The organism is Klenkia sesuvii, assembly GCF_037083825.1.
Lineage (GTDB): Bacteria > Actinomycetota > Actinomycetes > Mycobacteriales > Geodermatophilaceae > Klenkia > Klenkia sesuvii.
On sequence record NZ_JBAPLU010000003.1, the window covers coordinates 97054 to 123877 of the forward strand.

Here is a 26824-nt window from a genome sequence, read left to right on the forward strand (position 1 = left end):
AGCAGCCACGATGAGCACCGACTACTCCCGCGCGCTGGGTGCGCGCCTGCGGGCGATCCGCAACCAGCAGGGTCTCTCGCTGCAGGGGGTCGAGGACAAGTCGCACGGTCGCTGGAAGGCCGTCGTCGTCGGCTCCTACGAGCGTGGTGACCGCGCCGTCACCGTGCAGCGCCTGTCCGAGCTGGCCGTCTTCTACGGCGTGCCGGTGGCCGAGCTGCTGCCCGACCCCCGTCCGAGCTCGGCCATCACCAAGTCGACCAAGATCGTGCTGAACCTCGAGTCGCTGGGTTCGCTGCCGGCCGACGAGGCCGGCCCGCTGGCCCGCTACGCCTCGACCATCCAGGCGCAGCGCCACGACTACAACGGCAAGGTGCTCTCCATCCGCACCGAGGACCTCAAGTCGCTGGCGATCATCTACGACATGAGCCCCGACGAGCTGACCACCCGGCTCATCGAGTGGGGCGTGCTCTCCCCAGGCGCCGACGGCAGCATCTACTCCGACGTCGACGACGACGCCGGGTGGGGCGACCGCCGCCGCACCCCCCGCTGAGTACCTGAGACCACGGACGGCCCACCCCGGTGACCGGGGTGGGCCGTTCGTATTCATGACCCCTGGACGTGGTCCGCGCGATGATTCGATGTGTCCATGACCTTCGACGACGACGTCACCGTCCTCGCAGCGGCCTGCCGGGCACAGCTGGGCCCGGAGGACACGTGGACTCCGCCGGTGGGCTACCCCGACAGCCTCGCGCTGTGCGTCGTAGACGCTGTCTGGTCCATGGGTGTCCGCTACGGCGGGGTCCAGCGCGTTGTCCAGCGGTACCTCACGGCACGCTCAGCCGTAGGCGCCGACGGACGCCACGACGGTGCTCGCGATCTGCTCGACCAGGCGGACCGGTTCGGAGGGGCTGAAGCGTTCGCCACGACGATGGACAACAGGAGTCGGACGTCGACCCGGAGCGGCATCCTGAAGGCGGACGCCGTCATCCGTTGTGCGCGGGCGCTCGTGGCGGCGGGAATCGAGTCCGCGGCCGACCTCCGAAGCGCCCCCCACGCGAAGCGAGCCGCGGCCGAGACTGGCTGGCGCGAAGTGCCCGGCCAGCGGTCAGGCATCTCGTGGCGCTACGTCCTCCTGCTCGCCGGTGTGCCCGAGGTCAAGCCCGACCGGATGATCACTCGGTTCGTCGCGAAGGCAACGGGATCTGCGGCTGCCCCGGATCGCGCAGCAGCCCTGGTCACCTCGGTCGCTCACCATCTGGAGGTCGATGTACGGGGCCTCGACCACCGGATCTGGCGGTTCGAGAGCGGCCGAGGTTGAGCCGCCCGCAGGACCCGTGTGCGTCGTCCGACCTGACCGCGCCGACTGCACACCGTCATGCAGGCAATCGCCGCAACCGCCGTCGTCAGCATGCGGCGCTGCGGTTCTGTCGGAGGCCGATGATGGACTGCGGGCGTGTCCACGTTCCAGGCTCTGGCCGTCAGTCTCATCGCCGTGCTGCCTGGCGCTTCGTACACGTTCGCCTACGAGCGGATCGTCGGATCGTTCGGCGTCAGCTTCTCTGATTGACTCGTTCGCTTCTCCGCCGCGTCGGCGATCTTCCACGCCTTCGCGAGCGGCATCGAGCTCCACCTCTACCGGCAGTACGTCGCGTCCGGACGTCTCGCTGACGGAGACCTGTCCGCGTGGACTCTGCAACTGGCCGCCATGGCATACGTCCTCCTGCCCACTGCCGTCGGCAGCGGTCTGGGGACCGGACGACGGAAGGGATGGCCCTGGGTGCGCTGGCTCACCGGGTCATCTCCCGAGCCCCGCGCTTGGGATTTCGTGTGGACGAGGCCCGGGAAGACCGTCGTCGTTCGTCTTCGTCTGAAGTCCGGACGATGGGTCGCGGGCTTCTTCGGGAACATCGCCGGAGCCCCGCTGTCCTATGCCGCTGGATACCCCGAGAACGCCGACTTGTTCCTCGGTCTGCAAGTCAAGGTGGACCGGGACTCGGGAGCCTTCGAGCTCGACCCATCGGGAGCAATCCAAGCGGTGGAGGGAAGGACGTCCTTGCTCGTACGCTGGGACGAGGTCGAGTACGCCGATCTCATGGAGGTCTGATGAGCAACCCGCCACGCACGGAGAATGCAAGCCTGTCGCACTCGGGCTTCGAGAAGAAGGGCGGGTACCCCAGCACGGGGCCTGTCGTGTCCCAGATGCCGCAGGGACCCACCGGTCCTGCCCCCGGGTCCAAGGAGTCAGACTCCACGAAGTAGCGCCTGCCAACGCGGATGGGCCACTCCGGTGCTCGGAGGGGGCCCTTCGCGCTCGACGGGTCAGGCGGTCGGGATCTGCGCCTTGAGGATGCCGGCCAGGACGCCGTTGACGTAGGCCGACGAGTCATCGGTGGACAGCGTCTTCGCCAGCTCCACCGCCTCGTCGATGACCACGGCGTCGGGCACGTCGTCGACCCACAGCAGCTCGAACACCGCCATGCGCAGGATCGCGCGGTCGACGTCGGGCAGCCGGTCCAGCGACCAGCCCTGGGCGTGCTCGGAGATCAACCGGTCGATGTCGCGACCGTGCTCGACGGCGCCCTCGACCAGCCGGACGGTGTGCTCGCCGATCGGCGGGTGGCCATCGGCGATGCGCTCCCGCAGCAACGGCAGCACGTCACCCCCGCGCAGGTCGGCCTCGTAGAGGACGTCGACCGCGCGCTTGCGCGCCTTGGACCGGGCCGCCACGGGTCAGCTGACCCGGCCCAGGTACCGGCCGTCGCGGGTGTCGACCTTGAGCTTCTCGCCGGTGGTGATGAACAGCGGCACCTGGATCTCGGCGCCGGTCTCCAGGGTGGCGGGCTTGGTGCCACCGGTGGAGCGGTCGCCCTGCAGGCCCGGGTCGGTGTGGGCGACCACGAGCTCCATGGTGACCGGGAGCTCGACGAACAGCGGGACGCCGTCGTGCACGGCCACCATGGCCTCGGTGTTCTCCAGCATGTAGTTCGCCGCGTCGCCCACGGTCGCCGCCGAGACGGGGATCTGGTCGAAGGTGTCGCCGTCCATGAAGACGTAGTCGGCGCCGTCCTGGTACAGGTAGGTCATCGTGCGCTTGTCGACGGTGGCCGTCTCGACCTTGATGCCGGCGTTGAACGTCTTGTCCACGACCTTGCCGCTGAGCACGTTCTTCAGGGTGGTGCGCACGAAGGCCCCGCCCTTGCCCGGCTTCACGTGCTGGAAGTCGGTGACGGTCCACAGCTGACCGTCCAGCTTGAGGACGATGCCGTTCTTGAGGTCGTTGGTGGTAGCCATCTAGAGGACCAGCAGTTCCTTGCTCGTGAGGGTCAACAACTCGGGCTCGCCATCGGTCACGATCAACGTGTCCTCGATCCGGACACCGCCGTGCCCGGGGAGGTACACCCCGGGTTCCACGGTGACGGCCATGCCAGCGGCCAGGGTACCTGCGCCCAGCGCGGAGATGCCCGGAGCCTCGTGGATCTCCAGCCCCACACCGTGGCCGAGACCGTGCGTGAAGTGCGCGCCGTGCCCGGCCGCGGCGATGACGCCGCGGGAGGCCCCGTCGACCGCCGTGACGTCGGCGCCCACCGCCAGCGCCGCCCGGCCCGCCGCCTGGGACTCCTGCACCAGCGCGTACACCTCGGTCTGCCAGTCGGCGGCATGGCCCAGCACCAGGGTGCGGGTCATGTCGGAGTGGTAGCCGTCGACGGTGGCGCCGAAATCGAGCTTGAGGAAGTCGCCTCCGCGCAGCTCGGTGGCGTCGGGCCGGTGGTGCGGGATCGCCGAGTTGGCGCCGGTGGCCACGATCGTCTCGAAGGACACCGCCTCGGCGCCGAGGGCCAGCATGCGTGCGTCGAGCTCGCGGCCCACCGCCAGCTCGGTGCGGCCCGGGCGCAGCGCCCCCTCGGCGGCCAGCTCGGCCAGCGCGCGATCGGCGACCGCGCAGGCCCGCCGCAGGGCGTCCACCTCGTCGTCGTCCTTGACCGCGCGCAGCTCCTCGACGGCTCGCCGGACGCTGACCAGCTCGACCCCCTCGGTGACCGACTCCAGCCCGCGCAGGCCGTCGACGGTGACCACGTGCGACTCGTAGCCCAGCCGCCCCGCCCCGGCCGCGGCCCGGGCCAGCGCGGCGACCGTCGCCCGGTCGACGGCCAGCTCGACGTCGGGCACCTGGGTGCCGGCCTGGGTGGTGTAGCGGCCGTCGGTGCCGAAGAGGTCGTGGCCCTCCACCCGGAGCAGGAACGCCCCGTTCGAGCCGGTGAAACCGGTCAGGTAGCGCACGTTGAGCAGGTCGGTGACCAGGACGGCGTCCAGCCCACGCTCGGCGGCCACCGCGCGCAGCCGCTCCCGCCGGCCGGCGTGGTCCATGCGGACGGTCACCGGACCCCCCGGTCGGCGAGGTAGCGCAGCGCCGCCTCGTACCCGTAGACGCCCAGGCCGGCGATGACGCCGTCGGCGACCCCGGACACGTAGGAGTGGTGCCGGAACTCCTCACGGGCGTGGATGTTGGTGATGTGCACCTCGACCACCGGGGCGTCGACGGTGGCCAGCGCGTCGCGCAGCACCACCGAGGTGTGCGTCCACCCGGCCCCGTTGACCACCACTGCATGACCGGCGTCGGCGGCCTCGTGCACCCACGCGAGCAGCTGGGACTCGTCGTCGGTCTGCCGCACGTCCACGCGCTGGCCCAGCTCGGCGGCGACGGTCTGCAGCCGCTCGACCAGCTGCGGGTAGGTCGTGGTCCCGTACTTCTCGGGCTCGCGGGTGCCCAGCCGGCCGAGGTTGGCGCCGTTCAGCACGACGATGCTCATGGTGTCGCCTCCACTGCGGACCAGGCCTGCCGGAGCCAGGCCTCGTCGGGGTCGGTGAGGATGCCGGGGGTGCCCAGCCCGTCGAGGACGACGAACCGCAGCGCGGCCCCGCGGGCCTTCTTGTCGACGGCCATCGCCGCCCGGAGCTGGTCGAAGTCGCCCGTGTAGCGCACCGGCAGGCCCATGGCTGCGACCAGCTCGCGGTGCCGGTCGGCGTCGGCCCGACCCAACCGCCCGGCGGCGGCACCCAGCTCGGCGGCGAAGACCAGGCCCACGGCGACCGCGTCGCCGTGCCGCCACCGGAAGTCCTCGGCCTTCTCGATGGCGTGCCCGAGGGTGTGGCCGTAGTTGAGGAACTCCCGCCGGCCGGTGTCGTAGAGGTCCTCCCCCACGGCGTCGGCCTTCACCTGGATCGCCCGCGTGATCAGCTCGGTGGTGGCCGACCGTCCCGTGGGGTCGGCGGCGAGCAGGTCGAGGATGGCCCCGTCGGCGATGAAACCGCACTTGACCACCTCGGCCAGCCCGGCCCGGAAGTCCTCGGCGGGCAGCCCGTCGAGCACGTCGGTGTCGACCAGCACGGCGACCGGGGGGTGGAACGCACCGACCAGGTTCTTCCCGGCCGCGGTGTTGATCCCGGTCTTGCCGCCGACCGCGGCGTCGACCATGCCCAGCAGGCTGGTGGGCACGTGCACGACCCGGACCCCGCGCAGCCAGGTGGCGGCGACGAAGCCGGCCAGGTCGGTGACGGCTCCCCCGCCCACGCCCACGACGGCGTCGGTGCGGGTGTGCCCCAGCCGGCCCAGCTCGGCCCACAGGCCGGCGGCCACCTCGGCGGTCTTGCCGGCCTCGCCGTCGGGCACCACGAGGGCCTCGGCGGCCAGCCCGGCGCTCTGCAGCACCGCGACGACCTCGCCGGCCAGCGCTGCCGTCGAGGCGGTGTGCACGACGGCCGCACGGGTGGCGCCGGCCAGGACGGTGCCCGGGAGCAGCGCGAGCTCGTGGCGGGCACCGGCGCCGACCACCACCTCGTAGGGCCGGTCACCGGCCACCGTGATGCGGGCGAGGGCCGTCACGGGGTGCTCCCGACGGCCGGGAGGGCGGCGCGCACGTCGGCCACGACGTCGGCCACCGGACGGGACCCGGTCTGCAGGTGCAGCGTCGCCACCTCCCCGTACAGCGGCGCCCGGGTGGCGAGCATGGTGCGCAGCATCTGCCGGGGGTTGACCCCCAGGATCGGCCGGTCCCGGGAGAGCCCGACGCGCTTGGCGGCGCTGGCCAGGTCCACGTCGAGCCAGACCACGGTGCCCCCGGCTCGCCCGTGCTCGACCAGCAGCGCACGGGTGGCCGCGCTGGTGACCGCGCCCCCGCCCAGGGCGAGCACGCCGTCGTGCTCGGCCAGTGCCCGGGCCACCGCGCGCTCCTCCAGGGTGCGGAAGTGCGGCTCCCCGTGCGTGAGGAACAGGTCGGCCACCGACGTACCGGTCTCGACCTCGACGTCGTGGTCGGTGTCGCGGAACCCGGTGCCCAGCTCGCCGGCCAGGCGGGTGCCCACGGTGGTCTTGCCGGAGGCGGGTGGGCCCACCAGCACGACCCGCGGCCCCGCCGCGGCGCGGACCGGACCGCTCACCGCCAGGCCAGGCCGTCGAGGTAGCCGGCCACGTTGCGCCGGGTCTCGGCCACGGAGTCGCCGCCGAACTTCTCCAGGACGGCGTCGGCCAGCACGAGGGCGACCATCGCCTCCATCACGACCGAGCCGCGGGGCACGGCGCAGGCGTCGCTGCGCTGGTGGATGGCCACCGCGGGCTCGCCGGTCGTGGTGTCGAGGGTGGCCAGCGCCCGCGGCACGGTGCTGATCGGCTTCATCGCCGCCCGCACGCGCAACGCCTCGCCGTTGGTCATGCCGCCCTCGATGCCCCCGGCCCGGTCGGTGCGCCGGGCGACGGCGCCCTCGCCGGTGACGTCGATCTCGTCGTGGGCCACCGACCCGCGGCGGCGAGCGGTCTCGAGGCCGTCGCCGACCTCCACCGCCTTCACCGACTGCACGCCCATCAGGGCGCCCGCCAACCGGCTGTCCAGCCGCCGGTCCCAGTGCACGTGGCTGCCCAGGCCCGGGGGCAGCCCGTGCACGACGACCTCGATGACGCCGCCGAGGGTGTCCCCGGCGTCGTGGGCGTCGTCGATCTCGGCCTGCATGCGGGCGCTGGTGGCCGGGTCGGCGCAGCGCACCGGGTCGGCGTCGAGCGCGTCGTTGTCGTCGGGGCCGGGCAGCACCCCGTCGGGGACGGTGACGGCACCGATGCCCACGACGTGGCTGACCACGCGCACCCCGAGCACCTGGTGCAGGAACTGCTCGGCGACGGCACCGAGGGCCACCCGGGCGGCGGTCTCGCGCGCGCTCGCCCGCTCCAGCACCGGCCGGGCGTCGTCGAAGCCGTACTTCTGCATGCCGGCCAGGTCGGCGTGCCCGGGACGGGGGCGGGTCAGCGGCGCGTTGCGGGCCCGGTGGGCGATCAGCTCGGGGTCGACGGGGTCGGCGGCCATGACCGTCGTCCACTTCGGCCACTCGGTGTTGCCGACCTGGACCGCGATGGGGCCGCCCTGGGTGGTCCCGTGCCGGACGCCACCGGTGAGGGTGACGACGTCCTGCTCGAAGGCCATGCGCGCGCCCCGGCCGTGGCCCAGGCGCCGGCGGGCGAGCTGGGCGTCGATGTCGGAGGTCTGCACCGCCACGCCTGCGGGGAGTCCTTCGAGGATGGCGGTGAGCTGCGGACCGTGCGACTCACCGGCAGTCAGCCAGCGCAACATGGACGTGAGTCTGCCAGCCGGGTCCGACAGGTCTGCTCAGAGCGGTCCGACCGCGGCGAACGCCACCGCGGCGCCCACCAGCAGCGGCGGCCCGAAGGGCACCGCCGACCGCCACCCGGCGCGCCCGGTGGCCAGCAGCACGAGGCTGACCGACGCCCCCAGCAGCAGCCCGACGAACACCCCGGCCAGCACCAGCGACCCGCCGCCGCGCCACCCGAGCAGCACCCCCAGCGGGGCCAGCAGCTTGACGTCGCCGAACCCCAGCGCGGCGGGGACCGCCCACCGCACCAGCGCGGCGACGACGAAGGCCGCGGCGCCGAGGAGGACGCCGTCCAGTGCCCGGCGACCGTCGCCGGTGACGACCGCGTCGACACCGGTGGCCAGCAGCAGGGCCCCCAGCGCCGGCAGGGTGACCACATCGGGCAGGCGGTGGCTGACCAGGTCGACCCCGGCCAGCACCAGGCCGGCCGCGCACAGCCAGAGCACCCCGAGCAGCACGGGGCGCGGGCCGACCAGCACCGCGGCCCCGGCCAGCACCCCCGCCCCGACGGCCGTGGTGAGCGCAGCGCGCACGCGGCCCGCGGTCGCCGTCCCGTCGCGGGTCGCCAGCCGCACCGTGCTGCGGGCCAGCCAGGGGCCGAGTGCGGCGCCGACCAGGCCGGCGACCAACGGCAGCAGGACCGGTGGCACGGTCAGGCGCTGAGGGCGGCGTCCAGCGCGGCGCGCATCGCGTCGATGGGCGCCGGCTGGCCGGTGATGAGCTCGACCTGGACCGTGGCCTGCCAGAACAGGACGTCGGCGCCGTGCACGGCCGTGCCGCCGGCCGCGGTCACCGCGGCGGCCAAGGGCGTGGGCCAGCCGTCGTAGAGCACGTCGAGCACGGTCTGCCCCGCCTGCCAGTGCAGCCCCGCGACCGTGGTCTGCCCGCCGGTGGGCACCGTGCTGACCACGACCGGCGCCGCGACCTCGGGCGTGCTGTCGAAGGTGGCCACCCGTCCGGTGACCTCGAGGGCGTCGAGCACCTCGAGCACGCCGGCGGCCCGGGCGGGGTCGCGGACGACGACGTCGACCGACCGGGCACCCAGGCTGGCCAGCGCGACGGCGGCCGCGCTCGCCGTGCCGCCGGCGCCGAGGACGGCGGCGTGCTCCACCCGGTCGACCCCGGCCAGCTGCAGGGCCATGCCCACGCCGGTGACGTCGGTGTTCTCGGCCCGCCAGCCGCCGGGCACGCGCACCAGGGTGTTGGCCGCGCCGAGCAACCGGGGCAACGGGTCGGCCTCGGTCGCGTACGCCGCCGCGGCCTGCTTGCAGGGCATGGTCACCGAGAAGCCGCGCCACTCCTCGTCGAGGCCGGCCAGCAGCACCGGCAGCTCGTCGGCGCCCACGTCGAGCGCCTCGTAGGTCCAGTCCCGCAGCCCGAGCGCGGCGTAGGCCGCCCGGTGCAGCACCGGGGACAACGAGTGGCTGATCGGGCGACCGAGGACGGCGGCCCGGCTAGTCACCGGAGTTCTCGCGCAACCACTGCTGGAACAGCGCCACGTTGGCGTAGTGCTCCTCGAGCGTGGCGGCGAAGCGGGTGTCGCCGGTGTCGGGGTCGACGACCACGAAGTACAGCCAGGGACCCGGGGTGGGGTTCAGCACCGCCTGCAGCGCCTCCTCGCCCGGGCTGTTGATCGCCCCCGGCGGCAGGCCCGGGTAGAGGTAGGTGTTGTACGGGGAGTCGATCGCCCGGTCCTCGGCCGTGGTGGTGATGCCGGTCTTGCCGGTGGCGTAGTTGACCGTGGTGTCGAACTGCAGCGCCTGGCCGATGGCCACCCGGTTGTCGATCACCGTGGCCACCTTCGACATGTCCTCGGTGGTGGCGGCCTCGGCCTGCACCAGGCTGGCCTCGGTCAGCACGCGCTGCCGGTCGGCCTCGGGGATCTGCAGCTCGTCGAAGGTCTGCTCGGCCCGCGCCACCATGGTGCTGAGCACCTGCACGGCGGTCTCGCCGGGCTGGATGTCGTAGGTGGCCGGGAACAGGTGCCCCTCGAGCAGGCCGTTGGCCCAGGCCGGCAGGCCCAGCGCCGCCGGGTCGGTCGCGGCGGCCTGCAGGTCGGCCAGCGGGATCTCGGAGTCGTCGGCGATGCGCTGCAGCGCGGCGTCGACCCGCAACCCCTCGGGCAGCGTGACCCGGGCGAACAGCCGGGACGCCGGGTCCAGCAGCCGGTCGAGCGCGGCCTGCCCGCTCATCTGCAGCGCCATGCTGTAGACGCCGGGCTGGATGCCGGCCGCAGCCGGGTTGGCCGCGGCCGCGTCGAGGAACGGCCTGGTGGAGGCGACGACGTCGTCGGCGACCAGGGTGTTGGCGATGGCGGTCAACGAGTCGCCGTCCTCCACCCTGATCTGCACCTCGCCGCTCCCGCTGCCGGTGTAGTCGGCGGCGGTGGGGTTGACCTTCTCCAGCAACCACTGGCCCCCGAAGACGATGCCGACCACCAGTCCGGCCAGCACGAGCAGGGACACCACCACGGTGACCGGACGCCGCTTGCGCCGGCGGGGGCGCTCGCCGGACACGCCTCTGCGACGACCACGGCGGCCGCGCTCGTCCTCGACGTCGGCGCCGATGACCTCGAGCCCGCCCGTCTGGTCCCAGGCGGGGTGCTCCCCCGTCACAGGGCGGCCCACCGGCAGCTCCCCGCTCTCGGGGTAGCGGTCGTGGTCCCCTGCGTCCTCGTACCCGTGCCCGCCGCGGTCGTCGCCGTGGTGGTCGTCGCCGTGGTGGTCGTCGTACCCGTGGCCGTCGTGGCCGTCGTGGCCGTCGTGGCCGTAGGCGTCGTCGTAGGCGTCCTCGTAGCCGTCGTGCTCGTCGTGGCCGTCGTCCGCACGGGGGGTCGACTCGGCGGGGACGCCGCGGCCGGCACGCACCGCGGGGTTCTCGCCCGTGGTGCCCAGCACCAGGCCGGACAGGGCCGAGGCCGGGGGGCGGGGGGTGGCCGGCGGTGCCACCGGGGGGACCTGCGGGCCGCGGGCCGGGGGCTGGGCACCGGGCACGAGCGGGGTGCGCACGGTGGCGTCGTCGTCCGGTGCGGGTGGGGCCGGGCTTTCGGCTCGCGCGGCCTCCTCGGCCGCGATCCGCCGCGCCCGGCGGCCGCCGGTCAGCGGACCGGTCGGGTCGTCCTGGACGGCGGGGAACTCACCGGTGTGCCAGGCGGCCAGGAAGTCCGACGCCGAGCGCCCCTCCCCGTCGCCCTCGCGTGCCCGGCGGCGACCGCCGCCGGTGCTGTCGGCGCCGTCGCCGGGGTACCGGCGCTCGTCGCTCACGCGCTCACCGACCGCCCGCGGCGCGTCCGCGGTCCAGATGGCTCTGCAGGATGACCACGGCCGCCGCCTGGTCGATCACCGCGCGCTGCCGGCGGGCGTCGATGCCCCCGGCACGGAGATGACTGGCTGCGGTCACGGTGGAGAGCCTTTCGTCGACGAGACGCACCGGGACGTCCCCGATCCGCGTGGCCAGTGAACCAGCGTAGGCGCCTGCATCGGCGGCGGAGGCCCCGGACGCACCCGACAGGTGCCTCGGGTCCCCCACCACCACCTCCACCACCTCGTGTTCCACGACGAGGGCGGCCAACCGGTCCAGGTCGGACCCGTCCTTGGCGCGGCGCAGCGTCTCCAGCGGGGAGGCCAGGAACCCGGTGGGGTCGGACATGGCCACCCCGACGCGCACGGTGCCGACGTCGACCCCCAGGCGCCGGCCCGGGACCCAGGCCGGCGGCTGCGGGGAGCTCACGCGGCGCCGACCGCCTGGGCGACGGCCTGCTCTACGGCGGCGAGCGCAGCCGGGACGCCGGCGGGGTCGGTGCCCCCGCCCTGGGCGACGTCGGCCTTGCCGCCGCCGCGCCCGCCGACCGGGCCGGCTGCGGCCCGCAGCAGGTCGTTCGCGCTGAGGCCCCGTTCCTGGGCAGCCGGGTTCACCGCGGCCACCAGGGCGACCTTGCCGTCGGCGGCCGAGGCCAGCACGACGGCCGCGGGCTGGTCGGCGCCCAGCCGGCCCCGGACGTCGAGGGCCAGTGTGCGCAGGTCGCCCCCGGACAGCCCGCCCGGCGAGCCGGTGACCAGCTGGACGTCGCCCACCGGCCGGGCGGACCCCGCGAGGTCCCCGGCCGCGGCGAGGGTCTGCGCACCGCGCAGCTCGGCCAGCTCACGCTCGGCGTCGCGCTGACGGGACAGCATGCCGCTGACCCGCTCGACGAGGCCGTCCTGCGGGGTCTTGAGCAGGTCGGAGAGCTGGCGGACGAGGTCGCGCTCGCGGGCCAGGTAGCGGAAGCCCTCGAGCCCGACGACGGCCTCCACGCGCCGGGAGCCCGAACCGACCGAGCTCTCGCCCGTGAGCGCCAGCGGTCCGATCTGGGCGCTGCCGCGCACGTGGGTGCCACCGCAGAGCTCGCGGGACCACTCGCCGCCGATCTCCACGACGCGCACCTGCTCGCCGTAGGTCTCGCCGAACAGCGCCAGCGCACCGAACTCCCGGGCCTCGGGGAGGCTCATCCAGAGCGCCCGCACGGCCTGGTCCTCGCGGACGGCGGCGTTGGCGACGTCCTCGATGTCGGCGCGCTGCTGGGTGGTGAGCGCACCCTGCCAGGCGAAGTCCAGCCGCAGGTAGCCCGGCCGGTTGTAGGAGCCGGCCTGCAGCGCCTGCGGGCCCAGGACCCGGCGCAGCGCGGCGTGCACGACGTGGGTGCCCGAGTGCGCCTGGCACGCCGAGCGGCGCCACTCGAGGTCGACCTCGGCGGCGAGCTCGGCGCCCTCGCGCAGCTCGCCCTCCAGGACGCGCACCTGGTGGGCGACCAGACCCTTGACCGGCCGCTGCACGTCGACGACCTCGGCGCGGCCGCCGTCCCACACCAGGTGGCCGGCGTCGGCGACCTGGCCGCCGGACTCGGCGTAGAAGGGTGTCGCGTCGAGCACGACGCGGACGAGCTGGCCGGGGGCGGCCACCTCGGCGTCGCCCACGACGCCGAGCACCCGGGACTCGGTGCGCAGCGTCTCGTAGGCCCGCCAGTCGGTGGGGCCGTGCTGGGCCAGCAGCTCGGAGAACCGGCTGACGTCGACGCCGCCGCTGCGCTTGGCGCGGGCGTCGGCCCGGGCGCGGTCGCGCTGCTCGGCCATGAGGGCCCGGAAGCCCGCCTCGTCGACGGTGACGCCCTGCTCGGCGGCCATCTCCAGCGTGAGGTCGATGGGGAAGCCGTAGGTGTCGTGCAGCTGGAAGGCCTGCGCCCCGGGCAGCTGCGACGTGCCGGCCTGCTTCAGCTGGCCCACGGCGGTGTCCAGCAGGACGGTGCCGGCGACCAGGGTGCGCCGGAAGGCGTCCTCCTCGGCGTAGGCGACCGAGGCGATGCGGTCGAAGTCGGTGGCCAGCTCGGGGTAGCTGGGGCTCATCGCGTCGCGGCTGACCGGCAGCAGCTCCGGGAGCGCGGGGGTGTCCACGCCCAGCAGGCGCATCGCGCGCACGGCCCGGCGCAGCAGCCGGCGGAGGATGTAGCCGCGCCCCTCGTTGCCCGGGGTGACGCCGTCGCCCATGAGCATCAGGCCCGAGCGCACGTGGTCGGCCACCACGCGCAGCCGCACGTCGGCGTCGTGGTCGGCGCCGTAGCTGACCCCGGCGAGCTCGGCCGCGCGGCGCAGCACGGGCGCGACCTCGTCGATCTCGTACATGTTGTCGACGCCCTGGAGCAGGAACGCCACCCGCTCCAGGCCCATGCCGGTGTCGATGTTCTTCTTCGGCAGCTCGCCGAGGATGGGGAACTCCTTGCCCTCCCCGTCGCCCCGCTCGTACTGCATGAAGACCAGGTTCCAGATCTCGAGGAACCGGTCCCCGGTGGGGTCGTTCTCCGGGCCGCCGTCCGGGCCGTACTCGGGGCCGCGGTCGTAGTGGATCTCCGAGCAGGGGCCGGCCGGGCCCGCCGCGCCGGTGGACCAGTAGTTGTCGTCCTTGCCGCGGCGCTGGATCCGCTCGGCGGGGACGTAGGCCTGCCAGGCCTCGAACGCCTCGTCGTCGTCGAGGTAGACCGTCGGCCAGATGCGGTCGGCCGCCAGGCCGAGCCCGCCGTCCTCGACCGCCCCGGTGACCAGCTCCCAGGCGAAGCCGATGGCCTCGGCCTTGAAGTAGTCGCCGAAGGAGAAGTTGCCGTTCATCTGGAAGAACGTGCCGTGCCGGGTGGTCTTGCCGACCTCCTCGATGTCGAGGGTGCGCACGCACTTCTGCACGCTGGTGGCCCGCGGGTAGGGCGCGGGCTCGCGGCCGGTCAGGTAGGGGATGAACGGCACCATGCCGGCGACGGTGAACAGCAGCGACGGGTCGGGCGAGACCAGCGAGGCGCTGGGCACGACGGTGTGCCCGCGCTTCTCGAAGTGCTCGAGGAAACGGCGGCGGATCTCGGCGGTCTGCATCTCAGCTCGTTCTCGGTCGGGCCCGGTGGGGCGCCCGGGGTCGTTGCTCGGTGGTGGGGAGGATCAGGAGTCGGCGGCGTGGGCGCCGCGACGGGACTGCAGCGCGGCCTGGCCGCCGGCGGCGGCCTCCTCGCGGGTGGGCAGCGGGGCGTCGAGCCCGGTGCCCTCGCGCAGCTCCTCCTCGCGCGAGGCCGCGGCGGCCCGCACGTCGGCACCGAAGTCGGCGATCGCGTCGCCCAGGTCGCGCAGCCCCTCGGCCAGCTGGCCGGCCACCGACTGCGGGGTCAGGCGCTCGGCGGCGGCGGACATCTTGCGGACGACGAGCACCCCGATGGTCACGCCCATCGCCAGCCAGAACACGCGCCGCATCAGGCGGCCCGCCGCGCAGCCCGGCGCGCCCGGCGCTGGGCCTTCTGGTCGGCCTGGGCCGCAGCGAGCGCCTGGCCCTCGCGCTTCTTGCTGACCGCGCTGCGCACGCCGTAGCTGAACGCGGCGGCCTTGATGAGCGGGCTGCCCAGGGTGGCGGCGAAGACGCTGGTGAGCGCGGCGACGTTGCTGGAGACGTTGGCCGCGTTGCCGGTGATGTCGTCGACGCGCTCGAGGTTGGCGTTGACGTGGGTGACGGTGGCCGAGGCCTGGCTCAGGATCGGCTGGCTCTGCTCGCGGACCTGGCGGATGGTCAGCGTGGTCTCGTCGAGGGTGCGGCCGAGCTTGAGCAGCGGCACGGCGAGCAGCACCACCAACAGCACCAGCGCGCCGGCGGCGATGAGCCCGGCGATCTCTCCTGCGGACACGTGGTGACTCCCCTTGCTCGTCGATCGGTACGTACGTGGATCCCTCGGGCCCGGCTGTCTCCAGGTCGGGGGTCACCCTATCCGCGGGGTGCGACGCTGCGTGCCCGCGTTCAGCGGCGACGCCGGACGATGGCGCGCAGCTTGGCCAGCCGCGCACCGATCGCGGCCTCGGCGCCGCGACCGGTGGGCCGGTAGTAGTCCCGGCCGACCAGCGCGTCCGGCGGGTACTGCTGGGCCAGGACGCCGTCGGGGTGGTCGTGCGGGTAGGCGTAGCTGGCGCCGTGGCCGAGCTTCTTCGCCCCGGCGTAGTGCGCGTCGCGCAGCCCGGGCGGCACCGGCCCGGCCAACCCGGCCCGGACGTCGGCCACGGACTCGGAGATGGCCACGGTGAGCGCGTTGGACTTGGGCGCGGTGGCCAGGTGCGCGGTGGCCTGGGCGAGGGCGAAGTGGCCCTCGGGCATGCCGATGAAGGCCACCGCGTCGGCCGCGGCCACGGCCACCTGCAGCGCGGTGGGGTCGGCGAGGCCGACGTCCTCGCTGGCGCTGATCACCAGTCGCCGCGCGATGAACCGGGGGTCCTCGCCGGCCTCGACCATGCGGGCCAGGTAGTGCATGGCGGCGTCGACGTCGGATCCCCGGATGGACTTGATGAGGGCGCTCGCGACGTCGTAGTGCTGGTCGCCGGCCCGGTCGTACCGGACGGCGGCCTGCGCCACCGCGGTCTCCAGCGTGGCGAGGTCGAGGGTGTCGGTACCGGCGGCCGCGGCGGCCCCGGCGCCGGACTCCAGCGCCGTCAACGCCTTGCGGGCGTCGCCGCCGGCGACCCGCAGCAGGTGCGCCTCGGCCTCGTCGGTCAGGGTGACCGCGCCGGCCAGGCCGCGGTCGGAGGCGATGGCCCGGTGCAGCACCTCCCGGACGTCGTCGTCGGACAGCGACTGCAGGGCCAGCACCAGGGAGCGCGACAGCAGCGGGCTGACCACGGAGAAGAAGGGGTTCTCGGTGGTCGCCGCGACCAGGCTGACGATGCGGTCCTCCACGGCCGACAGCAGGGAGTCCTGCTGGGTCTTGGAGAAGCGGTGGACCTCGTCGATGAACAGCACGGTGCGCCGGTTGCCGTGCACCAGCTCGCCCCTGGCCGCAGCGATCACGGCGCGCACCTCCTTGACCCCCGCGTCGAGGGCGGAGAGCTGCACGAACCTCCGCTTGGTGGCCAGCGAGATGACGTGCGCCAACGTGGTCTTGCCGGTCCCGGGTGGGCCGTAGAGCACCAGCGACATGGGCTCGTCGGCCTCGACCAGCCGGCGCAGCGGCGCGCGCGGGCCGAGCAGGTGCTTCTGGCCCACCACCTCGTCGAGCCCCCGCGGCCGCATGCGCACGGCCAGCGGCGCGCCCGGGTCCACCGCGGTGCCCCGCTCGTCGGGCTCGGGGTCGAACAGGGTGCTCACGCTTGCGACGCTACCGCCGCGGGCAGACAGTCCCGGCAGCTCCGCCCCCGTCGAGAGGACCTCCCGTGCAGCACCGCACCATCGGCAACGACGTCGTCGGCCGCGTGACCACCTCCGCCATCGGCCTGGGCGCCATGCCCCTGTCGGTGACCCCGCAGCGGCCCTCCCCCGAGGCCGCCGAGGCGGTCGTGCACGCGGCGCTCGACGCCGGCGTGCGACTGATCGACACCGCGGACGCCTACTGCCTGGACGACACCGAGGTCGGCCACAACGAGCGCACCGTGGCCGCCGCGGTCCGGTCGTGGGGCGGGTCGGACGACGTGCTGATCGCCACGAAGGGCGGGCACACGCGGGAGGGGAAGGAGTGGGGCCTGGACGGCAGCCCGGAGCACCTGCGGCGGGCCTGCGACGCCTCCCTGCAGGCCCTCGGTGTCGACGCCATCGGCCTCTACCAGTTCCACCGGCCCGACCCGCACACGCCGTGGGCCGACTCGATGGGTGCGCTCAAGGACCTCGTCGACGCCGGCAAGGTACGCATGGTCGGGGTCTCCAACGCCGACGTCGCGCAGATCGACGAGGCGCGGGCGATCTGCGGCGATGCGTTCGTCAGCGTGCAGAACGAGTTCTCCCCCGGCTTCCGCTCCTCGGCCGACGAGCTCGCCCACTGCGCCGCGCACGGCATCACGTGGTTCCCCTGGAGCCCCTTCGGCGGCATGGGCGGCGCCGGCTCGCTGGCCGACACCGCAGCGGAGTTCGCCGCGGTGGCCGACGAGCTGGGCGTGTCGGTCTACCAGGTGACGCTGGCCTGGCACCTGGCCCAGGCCGACGTCGTCATCCCCATCCCCGGGGCCAGCAAGCCGCGCTCGATCCAGGACAGCGCCGCCGCCACCCACGTGCAGCTGAGCCCCGAGCAGCTGGCCCGCCTGAACACGACCCCCTGAGACCACCCGCCGCCTGAGACCACCCGCCGCCAGCGACCGCCCGCCGCCTGCGGCATGGGAGCCCGTGCACCCGGTCCCGAGGCCCCTCCCCGGGTGCATGGGCTCCCATGCCTGGGCTCAGGCGAGGACGGCGTCCAGGGCGGCGAGCACCGTGGCCACGGTGTCGGGGCGGGCGTTGTGGCCCATCATCCCGATGCGCCACACGGTCGAGGCGTACTGACCGACCCCGCCGCCGATCTCGATCGAGTACTCCTCGAGCAGGCGCGTGCGCACGGCTGCGGAGTCGACCCCCTCGGGGACCCACACAGTGGTGAGCTCGGGCAGCCGGTGGCCCTCGGCCGCGAACAGCCGCATGCCGCGCTCGACCAGACCCGCCTGCAGCGCCCCGCCGGCGGCGGCGTGCCGAACGTGGACGGCGGGCAGGCCCTCCTCGAGCACGCGCCCCAGGCCGGCGTGCAGCGAGACGACCATCCCGGTCGGCGCGGTGTGGTGGTAGGTGCGGCCGCCGGAGCCCGCGGCCTCGCCCGCGTAGCCGCCGAGCATGCCGAGGTCGAGGTACCAGGACTGCGGCTTCTCGATGCGCCGCTCCCACGCGCGGTCGGAGATGGTGAACGGGGCCAGGCCGGGGGCCACGCCCAGGCACTTCTGCGAGCCGGAGTAGGCGATGTCCACGCCCCACTCGTCCAGGGCCACGGGGATGCCGCCCAGCGAGGTCACGCAGTCGGCCACCAGCAGGGCATCGCCCTTGCCCGCGCCGAGGGTGGCCATGTCGGACTCCACACCGGTGGAGGTCTCGGCGTGCACCGCGGCGATGACCTTGGGCGAGGGGTGCGCCGACAGCACCCGGTCGGCGTCGACGGGCTGGCCCCACTCGTGCTCGACGGCGACGACGTCGGCCCCGGTGCGCGAGGCGACGTCGACCATGCGCTGGCCGAACAGGCCGTTCACCGCGACGACGGCGACGTCGCCGGGGCCGAGGGTGTTGACGAAGGCGGCCTCCATGCCGGCCGACCCGGTGGCCGACAGCGGCAGCGTGCGCCGGTTGGCCGTGCCGAAGACGGTGCGCAGCCGCTCCGAGGTCTCGTCGAGCACCTGGAGGAACAGCGGGTCGAGGTGCCCGAGCAGCGGCTGCCCGAGGGCCGCGGTGGCCTCCGGGTAGGGGTTGCAGGGGCCGGGTCCGAGCAGGGTGCGGGCGCGCAGCATGTGCCGCAGATTACCCACGGCGGCTGCGCGCCCCTCCCCCGTCAGGAGGCCGGCGCCTCGGGCTGCGCGTCGATGCCGGCTTCCTTGCGCTGCGCGGTGCTGATCGGCGTCGGTGCACCGGTCAGCGGGTCGTAGCCGGCACCGGTCTTCGGGAAGGCGATGACCTCGCGGATGGACTCGACCCCGGCCAGCAGCGCGGTGAGCCGGTCCCAGCCCAGCGCAGCACCGGCGTGCGGCGGCGGGCCGTAGGCGAAGGCCTCGAGGAAGAAGCCGAACCGCTCGCGGGCCTCCTCGCGGGACATGCCGAGGGTCTCGAACACCCGCTCCTGCAGACCCGCGTCGTGGATGCGGACCGAGCCGGACATGCACTCGTTGCCGTTGATCACCAGGTCGTAGGCGTCGGACAGCGCCGCGCCCTTGTCCTCGGCGAACCGCTCGCGCCACTCGGGGGTGGGCGAGGTGAAGGGGTGGTGCATGAAGGTCCAGCCGCCGTCCTCGGTCTCCTCGAACATCGGGAAGTCGACGACGAACAGGAAGGCCCACGAGCCCTCGGGCACGAGCTCGAGGCGCTTGGCGATCTCGTTGCGGGCCGCGCCCAGCAGCTCCTGCGCCGGACGGCGGGGGCCGGCGGCGAAGAAGATGCAGTCGCCCGGCTGGGCGCCCACCGCGGCGACCAGGCCCTCGCGCTCTGCGTCGGAGATGTTCTTGGTGACCGGGCCGCCGAGCGTGCCGTCCTCGGCGACGGTGACGTAGGCCAGGCCCTTGGCGCCGCGGGAGCGGGCCCAGTCCTGCCAGGCGTCGAAGGTGCGCCGGGGCTGCGAGCCGCCGCCGGGCATGACCACGGCGCCGACGTAGGGCGCCTGGAACACCCGGAACGGGGTGTCGGCGAAGTAGGAGGTCAGCTCGGTCAGCTCGACGCCGAAGCGGGTGTCGGGCTTGTCGGAGCCGAGGCGGTCCATGGCCTCGCGGTAGGTCATCCGCGGGATCTCGCCGACCTCGTGGTCGGCCAGCTCGCGCCACAGCGCGGTGACGACGGCCGAGGCGACGTCGAGCACGTCGTCGCGGTCGACGAAGCTCATCTCGAAGTCGAGCTGGGTGAACTCGGGCTGCCGGTCGGCGCGGAAGTCCTCGTCGCGGAAGCAACGCGCGATCTGGTAGTACCGCTCGAGCCCGCCGATCATGAGCAGCTGCTTGAACAGCTGCGGCGACTGCGGCAGGGCGTACCAGGAGCCCGGCTGCAGCCGGACCGGGACGACGAAGTCGCGCGCGCCCTCGGGGGTGGAGCGGGTCAGCGACGGCGTCTCGACCTCGGTGAAGCCCAGGTCGGCCATGACGCCGCGGGCCACGCGGTTGACCTCGCTGCGCAGCTTCATGACCTTCGCGGGCCCCTGGCGGCGCAGGTCGAGGTAGCGGTGGGCGTAGCGGACGTCGTCCCCGGCGGGCTGCGCGGTCTCGATCGGGAAGGGCAGCGGCGCCGACGCAGACAGCACCTCGAGCGTGGCGGCGACGACCTCGATCTCACCGGAGGGCAGCTCGGGGTTCTCGTTGCCCTCGGGGCGCCGCTGCACCTCACCGGTGACCAGCACGCAGAACTCGTTGCGCAGCGCGTGCGCCTCCTCCTCGCGGACGACGACCTGGGCGTAGCCCGAGCCGTCGCGCAGGTCGAGGAAGACGACCCCGCCGTGGTCGCGGCGGCGGGCGATCCAGCCGGCGAGGGTGACGGTGGTGCCGGCGTCGGCGGCCCGGAGGGTGCCGGCGTCGTGGGTGCGCAACAAGGAGGTGCCTCTCAGAAGGGTGCGGGTTACCAGCGGGAGTGGACGTGGGTGCGGATGCGCTCGTCGTAGAGCCGCTCGAGGTCGGCGAGCTCGGCGTCGGTGAGCGGCGGCAGGTCGGCGGCCGCGGCGTTGCTCTGCGCCTGCCGGACGCTGCTGGCGCCCGGGATGACCGCGGTGACGCCGGCCTGCTGGATGATCCACCGCAGCGCGACCTGGGCGGGCGTGCGGTCGCCGCACAGCTCGACGAACTCACGCGCCGCGGCGACGCCGACGTCGTAGGGCACGCCGGCGAACGTCTCGCCCACGTCGAAGGCCTCGCCGTTGCGGTTGAAGTTGCGGTGGTCGGTGGCGGCGAAGGTGGTGTCCTCGCCGAACCGGCCGGTGAGCAGGCCGGAGGCGAGCGGCACCCGGGCCAGGATGCCCACCTGGGCCGCGGCGGCCGCGGGCAGCAGCTCCTCCAGCGGCTTGCGCCGGAACACGTTGAGGATGACCTGGATCGACTGCACGCCGTCGTGCTCGAGCGCCGTCAGGCCCTCCTGCACGGTCTCGACCGACACGCCGTAGGCCGCGATCGAGCCGTCGGCGACGAACCCGTCGAGGGTGTCGTAGACCCGCTGGTCGGAGTAGACGGCCGGCGGCGGGCAGTGCAGCTGCACCAGGTCGAGGGTGTCCACACCCAGGTTGCGGCGCGAACGGTCGACCCAGGCCCGCAGGTTCTCGGGGGTGTAGGTCTCGGCGACGAACGGGTCGGCCCGGCGGCCGGCCTTGGTGGCCACGAACGGGCGGTCGCCCCCGCGCTCGCCCAGGGCCGCGGCGATGCGCTGCTCGGAGCGGCCGTCGCCGTAGACGTCGGCGGTGTCGAGCAGGGTGACGCCGGAGTCGAGGGCGGTGTCGAGCACCTGCCGGGCGGTGCTGTCGTCGACGTCGCCCCAGTCGGCGCCGAGCTGCCAGGTGCCCAGGCCGACGACGGAGACGGAGGCGCCGGTACGGCCGAGAGGTCGCTGTTCCATGCTCACACGCTCGCACGCAACGAGGTGGCCAGCTCGGTCAGGGGGACGGCGACCTGCTCGCCGGTGGCCATCGTCTTGACCTGGGCCACGCCCTCGGCCAGGTCGCGCTCGCCCACCACGACCACCCGGGCGGCACCGGACCGGTCGGCGGCCTTCATGGCGCCCTTGAGCCCGCGCCCGCCGTAGACGGTGTCGGCAGCGACCCCGGCAGCGCGCAGCTGCCCGACCAGCCGGACGGCGAACCGCTTGGCCTCCTCCCCGAGGTGCACGACGAAGACGTCGATGCCGGACGCGACGGCGACGTCGAGCCCCTCGGCCTGCACGGCGAGGATCGTGCGGTCGACGCCGACGGCGTAGCCGATGCCCGAGACGTCGGGGCCACCCAGCGCGGCCGACAGCCCGTCGTAGCGGCCGCCGCCCCCGATGCCCGACTGCGAGCCCAGGCGGGCGTGCACGAACTCGAAGGTGGTCTTCGTGTAGTAGTCCAGCCCGCGCACCAGCCGCGGCGCCTCGACCCAGGCGACCCCGAGGTCGGCCAGGTGCTGGCGGACGGCGTCGTAGTGCGCCTTCGTGGCGTCGGAGAGGTGGTCGACCATCAGCGGGGCGTCGACCAGCTGGGACTGCACCTCGGGCCGCTTGTCGTCGAGCACCCGCAACGGGTTGATCTCGGCTCGGCGGCGGGTGTCGTCGTCCAGGTCCAGCCCTGCCAGGAACGAGGTGAGCAGCTCGCGGTACTGCGGCCGGCAGGTCGCGTCGCCCAGCGAGGTCAGCTGCAGCTCGTAGTCGGTGAGGCCGAGGTCGCGGTAGCCCTGGTCGGCCAGCGCGACGACCTCGGCGTCGAGCGCGGGGTCGTCGACACCCAGGGCCTCGACGTCGACCTGGGTGAAGTGCCGGTACCGCCCGGCCTGCGGCCGCTCGTAGCGGAACGCCGACCCGACGCTCCACAGCTTCACCGGCAGGGCGCCGGCGTAGAGGCGGTGCTCGATGAAGGCGCGCACGAGCCCGGCCGTGAGCTCGGGTCGCAGCGTCAGCGAGCGGTCGCCGCGGTCGGTGAAGGTGTACATCTCCTTCGACACGACGTCGGTGGACTCCCCCACCCCGCGGGCGAACACCGCGGTGTCCTCGAACACCGGGGTCTCGACGTAGCCGTAGCCGGCCCGGCGCAGGGGGGCGGTGAGGGTGTCGCGGACGGCGAGGAACCGCGCCGACTCCGGCGGCAGCGTGTCGAAGGTGCCCTTGGGGGCGACGAGGCCGCTCACAGCCCGCGGCCCTTCGCGGGGGCACTGCCGGGGGTCGACGCAGCGGCCTCGGCCAGGTAGGGGTTGGTGGACCGCTCACGCCCGATGGTGGTGGCCGGCCCGTGCCCGGGCAGCACGACCGTGGCGTCGTCGAGCGGCAGGACGACGTCGCGCAGCGAGCCGAGCATCGCGTCCCACGAGCCCCCGGGCAGGTCGACCCGGCCGACCGAACCGGCGAACAGCACGTCGCCGGCCAGCAGGCCCGGGGAGTCGTCGAGGTCGAGGGAGAACATGACCGAGCCCTGGGTGTGGCCCGGCGCGTGCCGGACCGTGAGGTCGACCCCGGCCAGCGACAGGACGGCGCCGTCGTCCAGGCTCAGCACGTCGGCCGGGTCGGGCAGCCGCACGCCGGAGATCAGCGGGGCCAGCTGCGGCCCGTGCCAGCGGGCGGGGTCGGACAGCATGCCGGAGTCGGCCGGGTGCAGGTAGGCGGGGATGCCGTACCCGTCGCAGACCGGCAGCACCGAGAAGGTGTGGTCGAGGTGCCCGTGGGTGAGGACGACGGCGACCGGCTTCAACCCGTCGGCGGCCAGCATCTGCGCCAGCGGCTCGACGGCGTCCATGCCGGGGTCGACGACGACGCACTCGGCACGCGGACCGGACGCCACCGCGTAGCAGTTGGTGCCGAACGCGCCGGCGGGGAACGAGCGGATGAGCACCCGAGCAGGGTACGTCCCGGGTCCGACACGACCGGTGTCCCAGGAGACGGCCAGGGAAGGCTGCCTAGACTCCGCACCCGTGGTCAGCAACAAGCAGCGTCGTCAAGCCGCCCAGCGTCACCTGCAGCGCCAGCTCGAGCGGCGGGCGGCCCAGCAGCGGGCCCGGCGACGCAACCTGCTCATCGGCGGCACCGTCGCCGCGGTCGTGGTGGTGGTCGGGGCCGCGCTGCTCATCACGACCACCGGTGGCGACGACGACAGCACCGCGGCGGCCAGCAGCTCCGCGGCCACCACGAGCGCCGCGGCGGCCCCCACCCCGGGTCCCGGCGCCGAGCGGGCCGGCCAGACCACCACCGCGGGTGCGTGCACCTACACCTACGACGCGCAGGGCAGCTCCGGCACCGTCGCCGTCGACGCGCCCAGCGGGGACCTCCCCACCGGCACCCAGGCCGAGACCATCGCGACCAGCGCCGGGGACATCGGGGTCACCCTCGACTACACCGGCCCGGGCGTGTGCGCGGCCGAGAGCTTCTCGACGCTGGCCGCCCAGGGCTACTTCGACGGCACGATCTGCCACCGGCTGACCACCTCCGACGGGCTGAAGGTGCTGCAGTGCGGCGACCCGTCGGGCACCGGCACCGGTGGCCCCGGGTACTCCTTCCCCACCGCGGTCGACGGCAGCGAGACCTACGGCCGCGGGGTGCTGGCCATGGCCAACAGCGGCCAGGGCACCGACGGGAGCCAGTTCTTCCTGGTCTACGGCGACAGCCAGCTGACCCCCGACTACACCGTCTTCGGGACCATCGACGAGGCCGGGCTGGGCGTCCTGGACCAGGTCGCCGCCGTCGGCACGGCGGACGGCAGCCAGGACGGCCAGCCGGCCACCCCGGTCACCATCACCGGGGTCACCCCGAGCGCGTAGCCCTGCCCGGTGGCGCACCCGTGCAGCGGGTGCGCCGTCACGCCGGTCACGGATGCCGCGGACCAGCCTGGGCGCGCATCGCCGTCGGTTCTGCGCGCCGGGCCCGGTCCTCGGGTTCCAGCACCCGCACGGGCGCGCTGTGCGCGCGGAGCTGCGGGGTTGAGCGCGGGGTCAGCCGGACGCGGGTCGACCGGCTCGACCCACGTCACGCCGTGACGCGCTCCACGTCGAAGACGCCCTCGACGTTGCGGACCGTCTGCAGGACCGCACCCAGGTGGGCGGGGTCGGCCAGCTCGAAGGTGAAGCGGCTGACCGCCACCCGGTCGCGGCTGGTCTGCACCGAGGCCGACAGGATGTTGACCCGCTCGTCGGCCAGGGCCTTGGTGACGTCGGAGAGCAGCCGGTGCCGGTCGAGGGCCTCGACCTGGATGGCGACGAGGAACACCGCGCCGGGCTGGGCAGCCCAGGCGACCTCGACCAGGCGCTCGGGCTTGCGCTGCAGGTCGGCGGCGTTCGTGCAGTCGGTGCGGTGCACGCTGACGCCGCCGCCGCGGGTCACGAAGCCCAGGATGTCGTCGCCGGGGACGGGCGTGCAGCACTTGGCCAGCTTGGCCCACACGTCGGTCATGTCCGTGACGACGATGCCGGGGTCACCGCTGGCGGTGCGGGCCACCGACCGGCGGGCGGGGATGGCGGTCTCGGCGATGTCCTCGGTGGCGCCCTCGGAGCCGCCGAGCGCGACCAGCAGCTTCTCGACCACGGAGGCGGCCGAGACCTGGTTCTCCCCCACCGCGGCGTAGAGCGCGCTGACGTCGGGGTGGTGCAGGTCGGCGGCCAGCGTGGCCAGGGCCTCGCCGCCCATGAGGCGCTGCAGCGGGAGCCCGGCCTTGCGCATGGCCTTGGTCAGGGCGTCCTTGCCGGCCTCGACGGCGTCCTCGCGGCGCTCCTTGGTGAACCACTGCCGGATCTTGGTGCGCGCGCGGGAGGAGCCGACGAAGTCCAGCCAGTCGCGGCTGGGGCCCGCGGTCGGGGACTTGGACGTGAAGATCTCGACCGTGTCGCCGTTGGTCAGCTTGGAGTCCAGCGACACCAGCGACCCGTTCACCCGGGCACCGATGCAGCGGTAGCCGACCTCGGTGTGCACGGCGAAGGCGAAGTCGACCGGGGTGGAGTTGTCCGGCAGGCTCATCACGTCGCCCTTGGGCGTGAAGACGAAGACCTCCTGCGGGCCGAGGTCGTAGCGCAGGGTCTCCAGGAACTCCCCGGGCTCCTGGGCCTCGCGCTGCCAGTCCAGCAGCTGGCGCAGCCAGAGCATGTCGTCGCCGGCGGTGCCGGGGCGCGGCCCGGCGGCGACCCCGCCCTTGGCCTTCTCCTTGTACTTCCAGTGCGCCGCGATGCCGTACTCGGCGGTGCGGTGCATGTCGTGCGTGCGGATCTGCAGCTCGACCGGCTTGCCCTGCGGACCGATGACCGTGGTGTGCAGCGACTGGTACATGTTGAACTTCGGCATCGCCACGAAGTCCTTGAACCGGCCGGGCACCGGCTGCCAGTGCGCGTGCATGATGCCCAGCGCGGCGTACACGTCGCGCACCGACTCGACCAGGATGCGGATGCCGACCAGGTCCCAGATGTCGGTGAAGTCTCGGCCGCGCACGATCATCTTCTGGTAGATCGAGTAGTAGTGCTTGGGCCGGCCGGTGACCGTGGCCTCGACCTTGGCGCCCCTGAGCTGCTCGGTGACGGCGCTGGTGACCTCGGCCAGGTAGGTGTCGCGCGAGGGTGCGCGCTCGGCCACCAGCCGCACGATCTCGTCGTACCGCTTCGGGTAGAGGGTGGCGAACGCGAGGTCCTCGAGCTCCCACTTGATGGTGTTCATCCCCAGCCGGTGGGCCAGCGGGGCGAGGATCTCCAGCGTCTCGCGCGCCTTCTTCTCCTGCTTCTCGGGCGGGAGGAAGCGCAGGGTGCGCATGTTGTGCAACCGGTCGGCGAGCTTGATGACCAGCACGCGGGGGTCTCTAGCCATCGCCACGATCATCTTGCGGATCGTCTCGGCCTGGGCGCCGTCGCCGAACTGCACCTTGTCGATCTTGGTGACCCCGTCGACGAGGTGGGCCACCTCGGGCCCGAAGTCGGCCGTGATGCTGTCCAGGCCCACCCCGGTGTCCTCGACGGTGTCGTGCAGCAGGGCGGCCACCAGGGTCGTGGTGTCCATGCCCAGGCCGGCCAGCACGGTGGCGACGGCGAGGGGGTGGGTGATGTAGGGGTCACCGGACTTGCGCTTCTGGCTGGCGTGCGCGGTCTCGGCGACGTCGTAGGCCCGCTGCAGCAGCGCGAGGTCGGCCTTGGGGTGGCTCTGCCGGTGCAGGGCGGCCAGCGGCTCGAGGACGGGCCGGACGACGGTGGACCGCTGGCCGGCCACGATGCGGCGGGCGAGGCGGTCGCGCACGCGCCGGCGCGGCACCCCGTCGAGCACCGCCGAGGTCGGCTCGGCCGGCTCCGCCACGTCGGCCGGGCGGGTCGCGGGCAGCTGCACCGCCGGCCGCTCGGGCAGGGCGACCCGCGCGGGCTGCTCGGCCGTCGCCGGGTCGGACGCCGCACCGGAGGGTGCCTCCTGCGATGCCACCACCTCGGATGCCACGGCTGCTCCTGGTCCTAGCGGGGTCCTAGCGGGACGGGACCCCCACCATGCTAGCCACGGGGTCGCAGGGGCGGACCGCTCGGGAGGGTGAGCCGGT

General features: G+C 74.0%; 25 protein-coding genes and 1 pseudogene. 5 read left to right on the forward strand and 21 right to left on the reverse strand.

Going from position 1 to position 26824, the window contains the following annotated elements:
• Positions 1 to 10: 10 nt before the first annotated feature.
• From bldD to TEK04_RS03990, 3 genes and pseudogenes are all read left to right on the forward strand, one after another.
• Positions 11 to 550, forward strand: coding sequence for a transcriptional regulator BldD (gene bldD / locus TEK04_RS03980; RefSeq protein ID WP_336403019.1), 540 nt, complete (start codon positions 11 to 13; stop codon positions 548 to 550).
• Between the two features lie 96 nt (positions 551 to 646).
• Entirely contained in the window at positions 647 to 1318 is a 672-nt protein-coding gene (locus TEK04_RS03985; RefSeq protein ID WP_336403020.1) for a DUF8548 family protein, read from the forward strand.
• A 264-nt stretch (positions 1319 to 1582) separates the two neighbouring features.
• A pseudogene (locus TEK04_RS03990) lies at positions 1583 to 2104 on the forward strand (DUF6338 family protein); the annotation flags it as partial.
• A gap of 215 nt (positions 2105 to 2319) precedes the next feature.
• Here TEK04_RS03990 and nusB read toward each other — a convergent pair.
• The 15 genes from nusB to TEK04_RS04065 all read right to left on the reverse strand — a co-directional run bounded on the left by nusB (position 2320) and on the right by TEK04_RS04065 (position 16281).
• Positions 2320 to 2727 (reverse strand): transcription antitermination factor NusB, encoded by a 408-nt coding sequence (nusB, locus tag TEK04_RS03995; RefSeq protein WP_336403021.1) that lies wholly within the window; start codon positions 2725 to 2727, stop codon positions 2320 to 2322.
• A 3-nt stretch (positions 2728 to 2730) separates the two neighbouring features.
• Positions 2731 to 3291: an elongation factor P gene (gene efp / locus TEK04_RS04000; RefSeq protein WP_336403022.1), complete on the reverse strand. Its 561-nt coding sequence runs from the start codon at positions 3289 to 3291 to the stop codon at positions 2731 to 2733.
• Positions 3292 to 4377, reverse strand: a complete 1086-nt coding sequence (locus TEK04_RS04005; protein WP_336403023.1) for a M24 family metallopeptidase — start codon at positions 4375 to 4377, stop codon at positions 3292 to 3294. It lies immediately after the preceding gene.
• Positions 4374 to 4808: a type II 3-dehydroquinate dehydratase gene (gene aroQ / locus TEK04_RS04010; RefSeq protein ID WP_336403024.1), complete on the reverse strand. Its 435-nt coding sequence runs from the start codon at positions 4806 to 4808 to the stop codon at positions 4374 to 4376. The genes TEK04_RS04005 and aroQ overlap by 4 nt, the downstream gene beginning before the upstream one ends.
• Positions 4805 to 5881 (reverse strand): 3-dehydroquinate synthase, encoded by a 1077-nt coding sequence (aroB, locus tag TEK04_RS04015; RefSeq protein WP_336403025.1) that lies wholly within the window; start codon positions 5879 to 5881, stop codon positions 4805 to 4807. The genes aroQ and aroB overlap by 4 nt, the downstream gene beginning before the upstream one ends.
• The gene (locus tag TEK04_RS04020) at positions 5878 to 6435 is read right to left on the reverse strand and encodes a shikimate kinase (RefSeq protein WP_336403026.1); all 558 of its coding nucleotides are present in this window, start codon (positions 6433 to 6435) and stop codon (positions 5878 to 5880) included. The genes aroB and TEK04_RS04020 overlap by 4 nt, the downstream gene beginning before the upstream one ends.
• The gene (gene aroC / locus TEK04_RS04025) at positions 6432 to 7613 is read right to left on the reverse strand and encodes a chorismate synthase (RefSeq protein ID WP_336403027.1); all 1182 of its coding nucleotides are present in this window, start codon (positions 7611 to 7613) and stop codon (positions 6432 to 6434) included. The genes TEK04_RS04020 and aroC overlap by 4 nt, the downstream gene beginning before the upstream one ends.
• A 36-nt stretch (positions 7614 to 7649) precedes the next feature.
• On the reverse strand, positions 7650 to 8303 hold the full coding sequence (locus TEK04_RS04030; protein WP_336403028.1) for a prepilin peptidase: 654 nt from the start codon (positions 8301 to 8303) through the stop codon (positions 7650 to 7652).
• Positions 8304 to 8305: 2 nt separating this feature from the next.
• Positions 8306 to 9115: a shikimate dehydrogenase gene (locus tag TEK04_RS04035; protein ID WP_336403029.1), complete on the reverse strand. Its 810-nt coding sequence runs from the start codon at positions 9113 to 9115 to the stop codon at positions 8306 to 8308.
• Positions 9108 to 10916, reverse strand: coding sequence for an endolytic transglycosylase MltG (gene mltG, locus TEK04_RS04040; protein ID WP_336403030.1), 1809 nt, complete (start codon positions 10914 to 10916; stop codon positions 9108 to 9110). Before mltG ends, TEK04_RS04035 begins: the two co-directional genes overlap by 8 nt.
• Before the next feature lie 4 nt (positions 10917 to 10920).
• Positions 10921 to 11382, reverse strand: coding sequence for a Holliday junction resolvase RuvX (gene ruvX / locus TEK04_RS04045; protein WP_336403031.1), 462 nt, complete (start codon positions 11380 to 11382; stop codon positions 10921 to 10923).
• Positions 11379 to 14042: an alanine--tRNA ligase gene (gene alaS / locus TEK04_RS04050; RefSeq protein ID WP_336403032.1), complete on the reverse strand. Its 2664-nt coding sequence runs from the start codon at positions 14040 to 14042 to the stop codon at positions 11379 to 11381. The genes ruvX and alaS overlap by 4 nt, the downstream gene beginning before the upstream one ends.
• A gap of 63 nt (positions 14043 to 14105) precedes the next feature.
• On the reverse strand, positions 14106 to 14411 hold the full coding sequence (locus tag TEK04_RS04055) for a hypothetical protein (protein ID WP_336403033.1): 306 nt from the start codon (positions 14409 to 14411) through the stop codon (positions 14106 to 14108).
• On the reverse strand, positions 14411 to 14836 hold the full coding sequence (locus TEK04_RS04060) for a DUF948 domain-containing protein (protein WP_336403034.1): 426 nt from the start codon (positions 14834 to 14836) through the stop codon (positions 14411 to 14413). Before TEK04_RS04060 ends, TEK04_RS04055 begins: the two co-directional genes overlap by 1 nt.
• A gap of 110 nt (positions 14837 to 14946) precedes the next feature.
• Positions 14947 to 16281 carry a replication-associated recombination protein A gene (locus tag TEK04_RS04065; protein WP_336403035.1) on the reverse strand — a complete coding sequence of 445 codons (1335 nt, stop codon included), beginning with the start codon at positions 16279 to 16281 and terminating at the stop codon, positions 14947 to 14949.
• A gap of 65 nt (positions 16282 to 16346) precedes the next feature.
• Between TEK04_RS04065 and TEK04_RS04070 the strand changes: the two genes are divergently transcribed.
• Positions 16347 to 17222, forward strand: a complete 876-nt coding sequence (locus TEK04_RS04070; protein WP_336403036.1) for an aldo/keto reductase — start codon at positions 16347 to 16349, stop codon at positions 17220 to 17222.
• 117 nt (positions 17223 to 17339) lie between these two features.
• Here the strand turns inward: TEK04_RS04070 and TEK04_RS04075 are convergent, their stop codons facing one another.
• The 5 genes from TEK04_RS04075 to TEK04_RS04095 are packed head-to-tail and all read right to left on the reverse strand — an operon-like array spanning position 17340 to position 23167.
• Positions 17340 to 18425 (reverse strand): pyridoxal-phosphate-dependent aminotransferase family protein, encoded by a 1086-nt coding sequence (locus tag TEK04_RS04075; RefSeq protein ID WP_336403037.1) that lies wholly within the window; start codon positions 18423 to 18425, stop codon positions 17340 to 17342.
• Between the two features lie 41 nt (positions 18426 to 18466).
• Entirely contained in the window at positions 18467 to 20197 is a 1731-nt protein-coding gene (gene aspS / locus TEK04_RS04080; RefSeq protein WP_336403038.1) for an aspartate--tRNA ligase, read from the reverse strand.
• A 29-nt stretch (positions 20198 to 20226) separates the two neighbouring features.
• Positions 20227 to 21210, reverse strand: a complete 984-nt coding sequence (locus TEK04_RS04085) for an aldo/keto reductase (protein WP_336403039.1) — start codon at positions 21208 to 21210, stop codon at positions 20227 to 20229.
• 2 nt (positions 21211 to 21212) lie between these two features.
• On the reverse strand, positions 21213 to 22469 hold the full coding sequence (gene hisS / locus TEK04_RS04090) for a histidine--tRNA ligase (RefSeq protein WP_336403040.1): 1257 nt from the start codon (positions 22467 to 22469) through the stop codon (positions 21213 to 21215).
• Positions 22466 to 23167, reverse strand: coding sequence for an MBL fold metallo-hydrolase (locus TEK04_RS04095; protein WP_336403041.1), 702 nt, complete (start codon positions 23165 to 23167; stop codon positions 22466 to 22468). Before TEK04_RS04095 ends, hisS begins: the two co-directional genes overlap by 4 nt.
• Positions 23168 to 23246: 79 nt before the next feature.
• Here TEK04_RS04095 and TEK04_RS04100 point away from each other — a divergent pair, with 79 nt between their 5' ends.
• Entirely contained in the window at positions 23247 to 24089 is an 843-nt protein-coding gene (locus tag TEK04_RS04100; protein WP_336403042.1) for a peptidylprolyl isomerase, read from the forward strand.
• Between the two features lie 205 nt (positions 24090 to 24294).
• On the opposite strand, the gene TEK04_RS04105 is transcribed toward TEK04_RS04100, so the two are convergent.
• Positions 24295 to 26727, reverse strand: coding sequence for a RelA/SpoT family protein (locus tag TEK04_RS04105; RefSeq protein WP_336403043.1), 2433 nt, complete (start codon positions 26725 to 26727; stop codon positions 24295 to 24297).
• Between the last annotated feature and the right edge of the window lie 97 nt (positions 26728 to 26824).